Origin of the sequence: Streptomyces sp. TSRI0281 (assembly GCF_001905125.1) — a bacterium.
Lineage (GTDB): Bacteria > Actinomycetota > Actinomycetes > Streptomycetales > Streptomycetaceae > Streptomyces.
The window spans coordinates 370,770-383,513 of the sequence record NZ_LWLE01000001.1 but is presented as its reverse complement, the minus strand read 5'-3'; the positions used below and the strand labels follow the sequence as shown (position 1 = coordinate 383,513).

Genomic DNA, 12,744 nt, shown 5'->3' with positions numbered 1-12,744 from the left:
GCATGTATACCTTCGGTGTATACCGGGGCGGCGAGGGTGCCCGCCGTCCCGGAAGCGGGCGGCGGTGATGCCGTGGTGGAGCTCCGGTGAGGCCCTCAGTCGCCGGACGGGCCCGGCTTCGGCGGGCGGCCCCGCCGGGCGATCGGCGCCGCCGAGCCCGGCAGGCGGCCCGCCTCCGCCAGGGCCCGCCGCAGCAGGAACTCGATCTGCGCGTTCGCGCTGCGCAGCTCGTCGGAGGCCCAGCGGGCCAGCGCGTCATGCACCGCGGGGTCCAGCCGCAGCAGCATCTGCTTGCGCTGCTGCGGCCGGGAAGCGGGCGTGCGCCGGGGAGGCGTCTCGTCGGTCACTGGTAGAGCGTGCCCGTATTGAGGACCGGCTGCACCGCACGGTCACCGCACAGCACCACCATGAGGTTGCTGACCATGGCCGCCTTGCGCTCCGGGTCGAGCTCGACGATGTCCTGCTCGGCGATCCGGGTCAGTGCCATCTCGACCATGCCGACCGCTCCTTCCACGATCTGCTGACGGGCCGCGACGACCGCGCCCGCCTGCTGGCGCTGGAGCATCGCGGACGCGATCTCGGGGGCGTACGCGAGATGGCTGAAGCGCGACTCGATGATCAGGACGCCCGCGGCCTGCACCCGGGCGGTGAGTTCCACGGCCAGCTTCTCGGTGATCTCCTCCGCGTTGCCGCGCAGGGAGAGGGCGGCCTCGTCGTGGGCGTCGTAGGGGTACTCGATCGCGATGTGCCGGACGGCCGCCTCGGTCTGGGTGGCGACGAACTCCAGGAAGTCGTCGACCTCGAAGAGCGCCTGCGCGGTGTCCTCGACCTTCCACACGACGATCGCCGCGAGCTCGATCGGGTTGCCGTAGGCGTCGTTGACCTTGAGGACGGCGGTCTCGTGGTTGCGGACCCGGGTGGAGATCTTCCGGCTGGAGGTCAGCGGGTTGATCCAGCGCAGCCCGTCGGAGCGGATCGTGCCGACGTACCGGCCGAAGAGCTGGATCACCCGCGCCTCGCCCGGAGCGACCATCTTCACACCGCTCATGCAGAAGAAGGAGGCGATGACGAGGAGCAGTCCGAGGATGAAGAGCGGGACTCCGGCACCGTTGTGGCCGTTCGCGCCGAGCACGCCGCCGAGGATCGCGACGCCGACGCCGAGGAACACCCCCAACACCGTCAGCAGCAGGCCGAGGCCGCCCGGGATGGAGTGCGCGGTCACCTCTCTGACCTGCGGGGCGGGCATGTCCGGGGCGTCCGGCGTGAGGCCGGAAGGAGTGGCGGCCGGGGTGGCCGGGCCGGAGTGGTCGTGCTGTTCGGTCATGAGGTCCCCCGTCTCGTGCGGCCGGTGGCCGCGCTATCAATGTGATTACACATTAATGGATTTCGCAACCCTGCGCACCTCTCGTGAGTCGGTTCCTAAGGAAACAGGTGCTGATTGTCACGTCCGGAAAAGACCGGATCGCTTGCTTTTTGTCCACGCCGACGGTGTTAGCTGGCTGGGCTGAGCGGAGCTGGTCGAGCAGAGAAACAGGAGCGAAACGGCAATGGGTCGAGCGGATGCGCGACGAGCCCGGGCGCGAGGATCGCGCCGGGCTGCGAAGAGCGGCGGCATACGCAGACTCTTCACCTGGAAGAAGCTGCTCGGCACCTTCCTCGGGCTGTGCCTGCTGGTCATGGGCGCCTTCGTGGCGCTCTATGTGTACGTGGACGTGCCCGAGGCCAACGCCATGGCGGAGCGGCAGAGCAACGTCTACAAGTACAGCGACGGCACGCTCCTCGCCCGGGACGGCAAGGGCGTCAACCGCCAGATCGTGGACCTCGCCGTCGTGCCCAAGGAGGTGCAGCACACCTTCGTCGCCGCCGAGAACAAGTCCTTCTACGACGACCAGGGCGTCGACCTGAAGGGCACCACCCGCGGTCTGCTCAACACCCTCAGCGGCAAGGGCAAGCAGGGTGGCTCGACCATCACCCAGCAGTACGTGAAGAACTACTACCTGACGCAGGACGCGACCGTGAGCCGCAAGCTCAAGGAGCTCGTGATCTCCCTCAAGGTCGACCAGAAGAAGGGCAAGAGCTTCATTCTCGCCGGGTACATCAACACCGCGTACTACGGCCGGGGAGCCAGCGGCATCCAGGCCGCCGCGCAGGCGTACTACGGCGTCGACGCCAAGGACCTCGACGTCTCCCAGGGCGCCTATCTCGCCTCGCTGCTCCAGGCCCCCAGCCAGTACGACTGGGCCGTCGCCAGCAAGACCGGGAAGCGGCTGGTCTCCGAACGCTGGGCGTACACCCTCGACAACATGGTCGAGATGGGGTGGCTCGACTCCGCCGAGCGCGCCAAGCAGAAGTTCCCCGTTCCGCAGAAGCCCAAGCCCGCCCCCGGCATGGAGGGCCAGACCGGCTATCTGGTGGAGGCGGCGAACTCGGAGCTGAGGAAGCAGGGCCTCACCGACGAGGCCCGTGAGGCCGGTGGCTGGACCTTCACGCTGAACATCGACAAGAAGCGCCAGAAGCAGCTGGAGAAGTCGGTCGACGACCAGCTGGAGTCCAAGCTCGACCGCGAGGGGAACAAGGTCGACGCCACCGTCCAGGCCGGCGCCACCTCCGTGAACCCGAAGAACGGTGCCGTGGTCGCGCTGTACGGCGGCGTCGGGGCCACCCAGCACTGGATATCCAACGCCACCCGCCAGGACTACCAGCCCGCCTCCACCTTCAAGCCGCTGGTGTTCGCCTCCGCCCTGGAGAACGAGGCGAAGACCCAGGACGGCGATCTGATCGGGCTGAACACGGTCTACGACGGCACCAGCAAGCGCCCCGTCGTCGGCAGCGACACCCCGTTCAAGCCGCAGAACGAGGACGACCGGTCCTACGGCCCCATCAGCGTCCAGACGGCGCTGAACAAGTCGGTCAACTCGGTCTTCGCGCAGATGGTCGTCGACGTCGCCCCCGCCGCGGTGAAGCGGACCGCGCTCGGCCTCGGCGTACCGGACAAGAACTTCCCCGAGCGCCCCGCGATCACGCTGGGCACGATGAACGCCTCGACCTGGGACATGGCCGGCGCGTACGCCACCCTGGACAACCACGGCAAGCAGGTCACCCCGCACATCGTGAAGTCCGCCGAGCACCGCAGCCTCACGGCGAAGACGGTCGACGGCATCGGCAAGCAGGTGATCAGCCGCAAGTCGGCCGACACCGTGACCTCCGGGCTGACCGGGGTCGTCGACGCCGGTTCCGGCCGGGCGGCCAACACCTCCGCGTACGACGCGGCGGGCAAGACGGGTACCTCGGAGAACAACAAGTCGGCCTGGTTCGCCGGCTACACCCCGGAGCTCACCACGGTCGTGGCGCTCTTCGGCGAGTCCGCCAAGGACGGCGGCGGTCAGGTCAGCCTGACGGGTACGGCCAACTCCGGCCGGGCCAACGGCGGCGGCTTCCCGGCGGAGATCTGGGCGGACTACACGCTCGGCGCGCTGGGCGGCGGCTCGAACGCGCAGTTCGATCTGGAGGACGTCGAGCGCGGTGAGGTCACGCCGAGCGAGAGCCCCTCCTCGACGCCCTCCAAGTCCACGAAGCCCAGCGAGTCCCCGTCCACCCCGTCGGGGACGCCGTCCGGGACGCCCAGCGGCCCGCCCACGGGCGAGAGCTCACCGCCCGTCACGCCGTCCGAGAGCTCGTCGGCCACTCCCAGCGAGTCGCCCGACCTGCCGCCGGACCCGGGGGACGGAGAGGGCCAGCCGGGCGAGCGGCCGGGCAACAGCAACAGCCACGATCTGTTCGGCCGGTGAGGGCGGGCCGGTCAGGGGATGACCTGCCCAGCGCGTGACCGGCGGCCCAGCGCGTGACGAGGCCCAGCGCGTGACGAGGCCGGCGCCGGGCGCGTGACGCGGCCCAGGACATGACGAGGGGGCGGTGCCGACCGGCACCGCCCCCTCGTCCGCGGGCCTCAGACCCCGTTGACCTTCTTCGCGACCCGGTCGCCCAGGTCCTTGTCCACATTGCGCCAGTACTGGAGCGAACGGTCCAGGACCGGGCGGCTGACGCCGTCCAGCAGATGGCCGGAGATGTTGGAGACCAGCCGTTCGCGCGCCGCGTCGTCCATGACCTGGCGCACCAGCGTGCCCGCCTGGCCCCAGTCGTCGTCCTCGCTGTGCAGCTTGTACGCCTCGTGGACCATCTCGCCCGCCGTGGCCCAGCCCGCCGGGTCGCCGTAGCGCTCGGTGTCCGCTGCCGGACCGCCGTACGAGTTCGGCGCGTAGACCGCACCCGTCCGGGACGGCTCGTACCGCATCGGACCGTCCTTCGCGTACGAGTTCCGCCCGAAGCGCGGCCGGTTGGGCGGCAGCTGGGCGTAGTTCGGGCCGATTCGGTACCGGTGGGTGTCCGGGTACGAGAAGAGCCGGCCGAGCAGCATCTTGTCGGGCGACGGACCGATGCCGGGCACCAGGTTCGACGGCTCGAAGGACGCCTGCTCGATATGGACGAAGAAGTCCTCGGGATTCTCGTTCAGCGTCATCCGGCCGACCTCGATCAGCGGATAGTCGCCCTGCGGCCACACCTTGGTGAGATCGAAGGGGTTGAAGCGGTAGTCCGGTGCCGCGTCGAACGGCATGATCTGGACCTTCAGCGTCCAGCTCGGATGGTCACCGCGCTCGATCGACTCGAACAGGTCGCGGCGGTGGACGTCGCCGTCGACGCCCGCCATCTCGTCGGCCTCGTCCTGCGTGTAGAACTCGATGCCCTGGTCGGTCTTGAAGTGGTACTTCACCCAGAACCGCTCGCCGCCCGCGTTCACCCACATATAGGTGTGCGAGCTGTAGCCGTTCATGTTGCGGTACGTCTTCGGGATGCCCCGGTCGCCCATCAGCCAGGTGACCTGGTGCGCGCTCTCGGGCGACAGCGACCAGAAGTCCCACTGCATGTCGTGGTCGCGCACCGCGCTGTCGGGGCGGCGCTTCTGCGAGCGGATGAAGTCCTGGAACTTCATCGGGTCCCGTACGAAGAAGACCGGCGTGTTGTTGCCGACCATGTCGTAGTTGCCGTGCTCGGTGTAGAACTTCAGTGCGAACCCACGGGGGTCGCGCCAGGTGTCGGGGGAGCCCTGCTCACCGGCCACCGTGGAGAAGCGGGCCAGCATGTCGGTCTGCTTGCCCGGCTGGAAAAGGTCCGCCTTGGTGAACTGGCTGACGTCGTTCGTCACCTTGAACGTGCCGTACGCGCCGGAGCCCTTGGCGTGCACCACCCGTTCGGGGACCCGTTCACGGTTGAACTGGGCCATCTTCTCGATGAGGTAGTGATCCTGGAGCAGGATCGGGCCGTCGGATCCGACGGTGAGCGAGTGTTCGTCGCTCTCCACCGGGATCCCGGCGTTGTTCGTGGTGTACGGAAGCTGCGGGGTTTCCTCGGTCACGAGCGTCCTCCCGTCGGTGGGGGGTATTGGTCAGGCCGCTTCGTTCACGAATGCAGTCAACTCCGGCGTTTCGGGGTCGGCAACATTTCGGTCCGGTGCGGTGAACCGGCCACCGCACCGGACCCATGGGCTCCCTACTGCCCCCGCGTCGCCATCTCGAACCAGACCACCTTGCCCGTCGAGAGCCGGGTCGCTCCCCACCGCCTGGCCAGCCTGTTCACCAGGAACAGCCCGCGGCCGCCCTCGTCCGTCTCCCGGGCGCGGCGCTGTCTCGGCAGCTGCGGGGAGTCGTCGCCGACCTCGCAGCGCAGGATGTCGGTCCGCAGCAGCCGCAGCGTCACCGGCCGCTCCGCGTACCGCACCGCGTTGGTGACGACCTCGCTGACGAGCAGCTCCACCTCGTCCGAGAGGTCGTCCAGACCCCATCGGCTGAGCGCCCGGCGGGCCAGCCTGCGGGCGCGCCCCGGAGCGGCGTCCTCCGGCTCCAGGAACCAGTACGCCACATCGCTCGGCGCGATCCCGTCGAAGCGGGCGGCCAGCAGCGCGATGTCGTCGTCCCGGTCCCCGGGGCCGAGCATGTCGAGCACGTCGTCGCAGAGCGCCTCCAGCGGCGGCGAGTGGTCCGGGCCGGTCAGCTGAGCGGTGGCCGCGAGGCGCTCCCGCAACTGCTCGATGCCCGTCCAGACGTCCCGCAGCCGGGACTCCACCAGACCGTCGGTGTACAGCAGCAGCGTGGCGCCGGCGGGCGCGTCCAGCTCGACGGCCTCGAAGTCGACGCCGCCCACCCCGATCGGCGCTCCCGGCGGGACCCGCAGCACCTCGGCGCGCCCGCCCAGATGCAGCAGGACGGGCGGCGGGTGCCCGGCGTTGGCGATGGTGATCCGGTGCGCGACGGGGTCGTACACCGCGTACAGGCAGGTCGCCATGCGGTCGCTGCCGAGCCGCTGCGCCTGTTCGTCCAGATGGTGCAGCACCTCCTGCGGCGGCAGGTCGAGACCGGCGAGGGTCTGCGCGGTGGTACGGAGCTGGCCCATGATCGCCGCGGAGGTCATGGAGTGACCCATCACATCGCCGACGACCAGGGCGACCCGGCTGCCGGGCAGCGGGATCGCGTCGTACCAGTCGCCGCCGACCCGGGCCGTCTCGGCGGCCGGGAGGTAGCGGGAGGCGAGGCGGACACCGGTCGGCTGCGGCAGCGAGTCGGGCAGCATGGTGCGCTGGAGCTCGTCGGCGATGTAGGCCTCGCGCCCGTACAGCACGGCCTTGTCGATGCCGAGCGCGGTGTGGGTCGCGAGCTGGGCCGCGACCAGCAGGTCGTTGGCCTCGAACGGCGGCCGTTCGGTCCCGCGCAGGAAGACGGCGGCGCCGATCACGCGTCGCCGGCCGCGCAGCGGGGCGAGGATCGCGCGGTGCCCGGTGGGCACGTTGTGACCGGCCCCGAGCAGTTCGGGCAGGGCGGCGCGGGCGGCGGCGGAGTCCCCGAAGACGGGCCGTACGCCCCGCAGCACCTCGGCCAGTGCCCCGCCGGGGCGGACCTCGCACAGCTCGGCCGCGGGCATCAGACCGGCGTGCGGGTCGGTGACCGGCAGCCGCAGGCGCTCGGTGTCGGAGCCGCTCTCGGTCTCCTCCTCGGTCAGCCGCAGCCGGTCGCTGCGGCGCAGCCGCAGGACGAACGGGGTGACGGGCCGCTCGTCCCCGACCGGGAGCGGGTCGCGCAGGTAGACCAGGATCGCGTCGGAGAACGTCGGCACACTGGCCCGGCACAGGCCCAGCACGATCTCGTCCAGGTCTATGCCGCGGGCGATGCGCCGGGTGGCCGCGCCGACGAAGCGCAGCCGGTCGCCCTCGCGCCGGGCGGCCGCCTGGTGGTCGGGCGCGACGGGGCTGGGGCTCGTGTTCGCCGCGGTCCGTGGACCCGGGCCGGGAGCGGCGGCGGGGCCGGGGATCGCGGCGGTGGCAGGCGCGGCCGCCGCCGCGGCGTCCTGCTGCCGCGGCCGGGTGCGTTCCTGCGACCGGGCCGCGAGGGGCTGCCGGCCTTCGTGGGAGGTGGGATGCTCCGTCACGCGTGGGATTCCGTCCGTCCGGGCCGGTTGTATGAGGCAGTCACCTCGTGGGGCGCTACTGTGCCCCGGCAAGAGCGGTAAGAACAACGGCTGTCACCGGATGCCCGCATTCGCCGGGCCGAAACCGAGTGTCTGCACGGTGGCCGGTTGACATCGTTTCCGGGGACGGGGCAGCGGCCGGTGAGCACGGCTCCACCCCCTCGTAGTGGTTCATGCGGCCGTGCGTACCGTCCGGGTCCGTGCCCCGTGCGGTTCGAGCGGCCGGTGCGATGACTTGTGGTCAGGTCCTGTGCCATGCCCGCCGGTTGTGGTGGCGAGCCCCTGAGGGGGGACGATCCTACGGTCGGGCTCCCCAGGCTGCTCCAAGGGTCTCACGACGGCATATGGGCGGGGGTGCGGTCCCAGTCATCCGGCAGCGTCGGCACCTGCCACCGCGGATCGGGCCGCCAGTGCTCCCAGCCGTCGCGGAACGGTGTGCCCCACTCCCGGATCACCTCCACGGCCGCGCGGCCCGCCTCGCGGACCCGCCCGGCGGTTCCCACGTCCATCAGGCCGACCCGCTGCGCCTGGGCGAACTCGTCCTCGTCGAGCCACTTCCAGCTCCGGTCGGGGTGCACGGAGATGTCGAGAAAGTGATCCTCGGAGTCGACCCCGCCGGACCAGCGCGTACGCGGCTCCTCAAGGTTCACGTACCAGTTGCGGAAGAGCCAGCCCCGGTCCCAGAACAGCCAGACCGACCACGGTTCGCCGGGCCTGGCGAGCTTCAGCACCCCCGAGCCGAACCAGGTCGAGCGGGCCGTGGTGCGCGGGGCGGTGTAGCGGGTGGCCAGGGGCTCGGCGTGCACCGGGGTGCCGTCGGCGAGAACCGGCCGTACGCATTCGGTCCCGGGAGCCATCCACACGGCGAGCAGTTCGGCGGAGTCCTCGACGACGGTGACCGGGCGACAGATGTGCACGGGGCGGGCGGTGGACGCCCCGTGGGCCCGGCCGTTGTCGCGGTAGCGCCAGAGGATCTGGTCCCCCGGCACCCAGCGTGCGCTCTCTCCCGTGTCTGTCATGGAGGGATCTTACGGACGCCGGGGCCGGGACGCTGCGATACGCGTCACTGGGCGGTCATACGTGACACGTATCGGACACGCCGCCCGCGACGCGTCGCGGCGGGGGGCGTGCGCGGCACAAGAGAGGCACGTCGTGCGCCCGACGCCATGCATGGGGCGCACGCGGCACATGGGGGGCACGCGGCAGCTCGGGGGTGCGTCAGGCGTCGCGCGTCAGGCGGCCAGGCGGTCAGGCGTCGCGCGTCGTACGTCAGGGACGGGTCGTGCCCGTACCTGACGTACGGGGCGTGCGCCTACCTCACGGACGGGTCATGCGCAGCACGTCCAGTGCTTCGTCCAGCTGCTCCAGGGTGAGGTCGCCGCGCTCGACATAGCCCGAGGCCAGCACCGTCTCGCGGATCGTGGTGCCGTCCTTGAGGGACTTCTTCGCGACCTTCGCCGCCTCCTCGTAGCCGATGTACTTGTTCAGCGGGGTCACCACGGACGGCGAGGACTCCGCGTACGCGCGGGCCCGCTCCACATGGGCGGTGATGCCGTCCACCGTGCGGTCGGCGAGCAGCCGGGAGGCGGCCGCGAGGAGCCGTACCGATTCCAGCAGGTTCTTCGCAATCACCGGCAGCATCACGTTCAGCTCGAAGTTGCCCGCGGCGCCCGCGACGGCGACCGTCGTGTCGTTCCCCGTCACCTGGGCGGCCACCATCAGTACGGCCTCCGGGATGACCGGATTCACCTTGCCCGGCATGATCGACGAGCCCGGCTGGAGGTCGGGCAGGCTGATTTCGGCCAGTCCGGTGCGGGGGCCCGAGGCCATCCAGCGCAGATCGTTGGAGATCTTGGTCAGTGAGACGGCGATCGTCCGGAGCTGGCCGGAGGTCTCGACGAGCCCGTCCCGGGCGCCCTGCGCCTCGAAGTGGTCGCGGGCCTCGGTGAGCGGCAGCCCGGTGGTCCCGGCGACCTCGGCGATCACGGCGGCGGAGAAACCGGGCGGGGTGTTGATCCCGGTGCCCACCGCCGTACCGCCCAGCGGCAGCTCGGCGAGGCGGGGGAGCGAGGCGCGCAACCGCTCGACGCCGTACCGGATCTGGGCCGCGTAGCCGCCGAACTCCTGGCCCAGGGTCACGGGGGTGGCGTCCATCAGATGCGTACGGCCCGACTTCACGACCTCCGAGAATTCGGCCGATTTCCGCTCCAGGGCAGCCGCCAGATGGTCCAGCGCCGGGATCAGGTCCCCGGTGACGGCCGCGGTCGCGGCGATGTGGATGGAGGACGGGAACACGTCGTTGGACGACTGCGAGGCGTTGACGTGGTCGTTGGGGTGGACCTCACGGCCGAGGCGCTCGGTGGCGAGAGTGGCGAGGACCTCGTTGGTGTTCATGTTGGACGAGGTGCCGGACCCGGTCTGGAACACATCGACGGGGAACTGCTCGTCCCACCGGCCCTCGGCGACCTCCGCCGCCGCGTCCCCGATCGCGGCGGCGATGTCCGGATCGAGCACCCCCAGCTCCGCGTTGACCTTCGCGGCGGCGGCCTTGATCCGGGCCAGTGCCTCGATGTGGGCGCGCTCCAGACGCTGCCCGGAGAGGGGGAAGTTCTCCACGGCCCGCTGGGTCTGGGCCCGCCACTTGGCGTGCGCGGGGACCCTCACCTCACCCATCGAATCGTGCTCGATGCGGTACTCCGTGGCGCCCGACGAATCGTCCATGGTGTTTAAACCTCCTGAAAAAGTTGAGCACTTGTCTTGTTCTACGTATTCCCTTGGCGCCTACCGACCAGTAAATACCGTGGGTAACAACTCACCAGGAGGCGCAATGAGGCGCACCAGGCTCAGACTTCGCGGGCTTCGCTGTACGGTCGCGGCCGTCGCGGCCCTCGCGGCGGCCGTCGGCGGCATGGCTGCCGCCGGACCGGCAGGCGCGACCGAGTCCCGTACCACCACTACCGCATCCACCCCGCTCCCGCCCGAACTGGAAGCCGTCCGGGCAGCCGAGGCCACCCAGTTGTACGGCAGCCCCGCCGAGCGGCCGCTCGGCGACCGCAAGACCGGGCTGATCTCGCTGGGCGACAGCGAGATCTCCGGGGAGGGCGTCGGCACGTACGAGTCCGGCACCAACGGCCCGGACAACTGGTGCCACCGCTCGCCCGATGCCGCCATCCACCGTACGGGCATCGCGGCGGACGTCACGTACAACGTCTCGTGCTCCGGTGCCTACACCGGCAACATCAAGATCGGCGGATCCAAGCAGTACGCCGACGAGCTGGTCCAGAGCGACAGCCTCGCCGTGAAGGCGCGCAACACCCGTATCAAGATGATCGTGCTGGTGGCCGGAGCCAACGACGACCTCCAGTTCGGTCCGGTCATGACCGACTGCGTCGTGCGCTACATCAGCCTCCAGGGCCCCTGCGAGCCCAAGTACGCCGGTGGCTGGCAGGCCCGGGTCGACGCGCTCGTCCCCAAGGTCGAGCAGACGGTCCGTGACCTGCGCACCGTCATGACGGGCGCGGGCTACACCAACAGCGACTACAAGCTGGTCGTCATGGGCTACCCGAGCCCGATCGGCCCGGACTTCCGCGACAACCCGGACTTCCCCGGGAAGCTCGTCTGCGGCGGACTCGGCTACGACTCCGACACCGTCTGGGGCCGCAACACCGCCGTCCCCGCCTTCGAGGTCGGTATGCGCAAGGCCGCCGCCTCGACGGGAGCCGTCTTCCTCGACAACTCCCGGCTCTTCCACGGCCATGAGGTCTGCACCCAGCAGACCTGGGCGCGCGGACTCTACATCGACCTCTCCAAGCCGGGCCTGCCGGACGCCAACTCGGTGCGGCAGTCGTTCCACCCCAACGCGGCGGGCCACCGCGCCTTCGCCTCCTGCCTCACCCAGATCTACAACTCCTCGCTGCGCGAGGCGGGCTGCGCCGACCCGGGCAGCACGGGCAGTCCGGTGCTCCAGGCAGCCGCCTGGGACGACGTCTTCAAGCCCCTGAAGAGCGAGGCCACCGGCAGCTGCGTGGACGTCCCCGCGTCGGAGACCCGTAACGGCACCGCCATCGGCGGCTGGGACTGCCACGACGGCCGGAACCAGGGCTGGTGGTACGACTCCACCGCGAAGACGGTCCGCACGGAACTCAGCCACGACCGGTGCCTGGACGTGCCGGGCGCGAAGTACGACGCCGGTGCCACGCTCGTCCTGTGGGACTGCTCGGGCGCGGCCAACCAGAAGTTCGTGCAGCAGGCGGGCACCGTCCGCCCCGCCGCCGCGACCGGGCTCTGCCTGACGCTGGCGGGGGCCAAGGACCCGCTGAAGCTCCAGGCGTGCGACGGCAGCGCGAAGCAGCGGTTCGTGTAGGGGAGACCCGCAGGGCCGAAGCACGGGGGAACGGGGGAGGGGGCGGCCGTCGGCAACGCGGCCACCCCCTCCCCCTTCGCCCTCACCGGAGCACCGCTCCTGGTACGCCGCTCCCGGTCGGCGTCCCCGGTCAGCGTTCCCGGCCGACGCCTTCGGCCACCAGCTCCAGCAGCGCTTCCGGCCGCTCGGCCAGATACATATGGCCGCCGTCCAGCTCGGCCACGGTCAGCTTCCCCGTGGTCGCCCGGCTCCACTGCGCCGCTTCGGCAGCCCCGACCAGGGTGTCCGTCCGGCCCCTGACCGAGGTGACGGGCACCGACAGCGGACGGTCCGACGAGGGCACGTACGTCTCGTGGAGCCGGACGTCGGCCCGGAGCGACGGCAGCAGAAGCTCCCGCATCTCCGGGTCCTCCAGCGCCGGATGGGCATACCCGGCGAAGGTCCGCACGCGCGCCACGAACTCCTCGTCCGGCAGCCCGCCCGCCCGGTCGGTCCTGACCGTCCACGGTCCGGGCGAACCGCTGACGACGAGGGCGTCGAGCCGGAGCCCCGCCGTGCCGGGAGCCCGCTCGATCCGGTGCGCCAGTTCGTACGCCAGCACCGCGCCCATGCTGTGCCCGAACAGCACCACCCGGCTCCCGCCCGTCCCGAGCGCGGCGGTGACCTGCGCGTACGCGTCCTCCACGGCGGGGGCGGCCGAGGTGTACGCGGGCTCGACGAACCGTTTCTCACGGCCCGGCAGCTGCACCGGCAGCACCCGCAGACCCGCCGGGGCCAGTGCCTGCCACGGAGTGAAGAACGAGGGACCGGCCCCGGCGAAGGGCAGGCAGATCAGGACGGTCTCTTCCACGGTCGTGCGGTCCTTCTTC

At 70.8% G+C, this 12,744-nt stretch carries 9 protein-coding genes; 2 read left to right on the top strand and 7 right to left on the bottom strand.

Annotation, left to right across the window (positions count from 1 at the left end; genetic code table 11):
- Nucleotides 1-95: 95 nt before the first annotated feature.
- Nucleotides 96-347, bottom strand: a complete 252-nt coding sequence (locus tag A6A29_RS01680) for a hypothetical protein (protein ID WP_073718104.1) — start codon at nucleotides 345-347, stop codon at nucleotides 96-98.
- On the bottom strand, nucleotides 344-1,324 hold the full coding sequence (locus A6A29_RS01675) for an SPFH domain-containing protein (RefSeq protein WP_073718103.1): 981 nt from the start codon (nucleotides 1,322-1,324) through the stop codon (nucleotides 344-346). Before A6A29_RS01675 ends, A6A29_RS01680 begins: the two co-directional genes overlap by 4 nt.
- Before the next feature lie 223 nt (nucleotides 1,325-1,547).
- On the opposite strand from A6A29_RS01675, the gene A6A29_RS01670 reads away from it, so the two are divergent.
- Entirely contained in the window at nucleotides 1,548-3,788 is a 2,241-nt protein-coding gene (locus tag A6A29_RS01670; protein WP_073718102.1) for a transglycosylase domain-containing protein, read from the top strand.
- 158 nt (nucleotides 3,789-3,946) lie between these two features.
- On the opposite strand, the gene A6A29_RS01665 is transcribed toward A6A29_RS01670, so the two are convergent.
- The 4 genes from A6A29_RS01665 to A6A29_RS01650 all read right to left on the bottom strand — a co-directional run bounded on the left by A6A29_RS01665 (nucleotide 3,947) and on the right by A6A29_RS01650 (nucleotide 10,233).
- On the bottom strand, nucleotides 3,947-5,410 hold the full coding sequence (locus A6A29_RS01665) for a catalase (RefSeq protein WP_073718101.1): 1,464 nt from the start codon (nucleotides 5,408-5,410) through the stop codon (nucleotides 3,947-3,949).
- 134 nt (nucleotides 5,411-5,544) lie between these two features.
- Complete coding sequence (locus tag A6A29_RS01660) at nucleotides 5,545-7,473, bottom strand: ATP-binding SpoIIE family protein phosphatase (protein ID WP_073718100.1); 1,929 nt, start codon at nucleotides 7,471-7,473, stop codon at nucleotides 5,545-5,547.
- Nucleotides 7,474-7,844: 371 nt separating this feature from the next.
- Entirely contained in the window at nucleotides 7,845-8,531 is a 687-nt protein-coding gene (fomD, locus tag A6A29_RS01655; protein WP_073718099.1) for a cytidylyl-2-hydroxypropylphosphonate hydrolase, read from the bottom strand.
- Between the two features lie 298 nt (nucleotides 8,532-8,829).
- The gene (locus A6A29_RS01650) at nucleotides 8,830-10,233 is read right to left on the bottom strand and encodes a class II fumarate hydratase (RefSeq protein WP_073718098.1); all 1,404 of its coding nucleotides are present in this window, start codon (nucleotides 10,231-10,233) and stop codon (nucleotides 8,830-8,832) included.
- Nucleotides 10,234-10,339: 106 nt separating this feature from the next.
- Between A6A29_RS01650 and A6A29_RS01645 the strand changes: the two genes are divergently transcribed.
- A complete protein-coding gene (locus A6A29_RS01645; RefSeq protein ID WP_073718097.1) occupies nucleotides 10,340-11,875 on the top strand; it encodes a ricin-type beta-trefoil lectin domain protein in 1,536 nt (511 codons plus the stop codon).
- A gap of 130 nt (nucleotides 11,876-12,005) precedes the next feature.
- Here the strand turns inward: A6A29_RS01645 and A6A29_RS01640 are convergent, their stop codons facing one another.
- Nucleotides 12,006-12,725: a thioesterase II family protein gene (locus tag A6A29_RS01640; RefSeq protein WP_073718096.1), complete on the bottom strand. Its 720-nt coding sequence runs from the start codon at nucleotides 12,723-12,725 to the stop codon at nucleotides 12,006-12,008.
- Nucleotides 12,726-12,744 lie beyond the last annotated feature (19 nt).

Bases quoted from the DNA above. Each gene is read 5' to 3' on its own strand.
- A6A29_RS01675 (WP_073718103.1), bottom strand. From the start codon at position 1,324: ATGACCGAACAGCACGACCACTCCGGCCCGGCCACCCCGGCCGCCACT.
- A6A29_RS01670 (WP_073718102.1), top strand. From the start codon at position 1,548: ATGGGTCGAGCGGATGCGCGACGAGCCCGGGCGCGAGGATCGCGCCGG.
- fomD (WP_073718099.1), bottom strand. From the start codon at position 8,531: ATGACAGACACGGGAGAGAGCGCACGCTGGGTGCCGGGGGACCAGATC.
- A6A29_RS01650 (WP_073718098.1), bottom strand. From the start codon at position 10,233: ATGGACGATTCGTCGGGCGCCACGGAGTACCGCATCGAGCACGATTCG.
- A6A29_RS01645 (WP_073718097.1), top strand. From the start codon at position 10,340: ATGAGGCGCACCAGGCTCAGACTTCGCGGGCTTCGCTGTACGGTCGCG.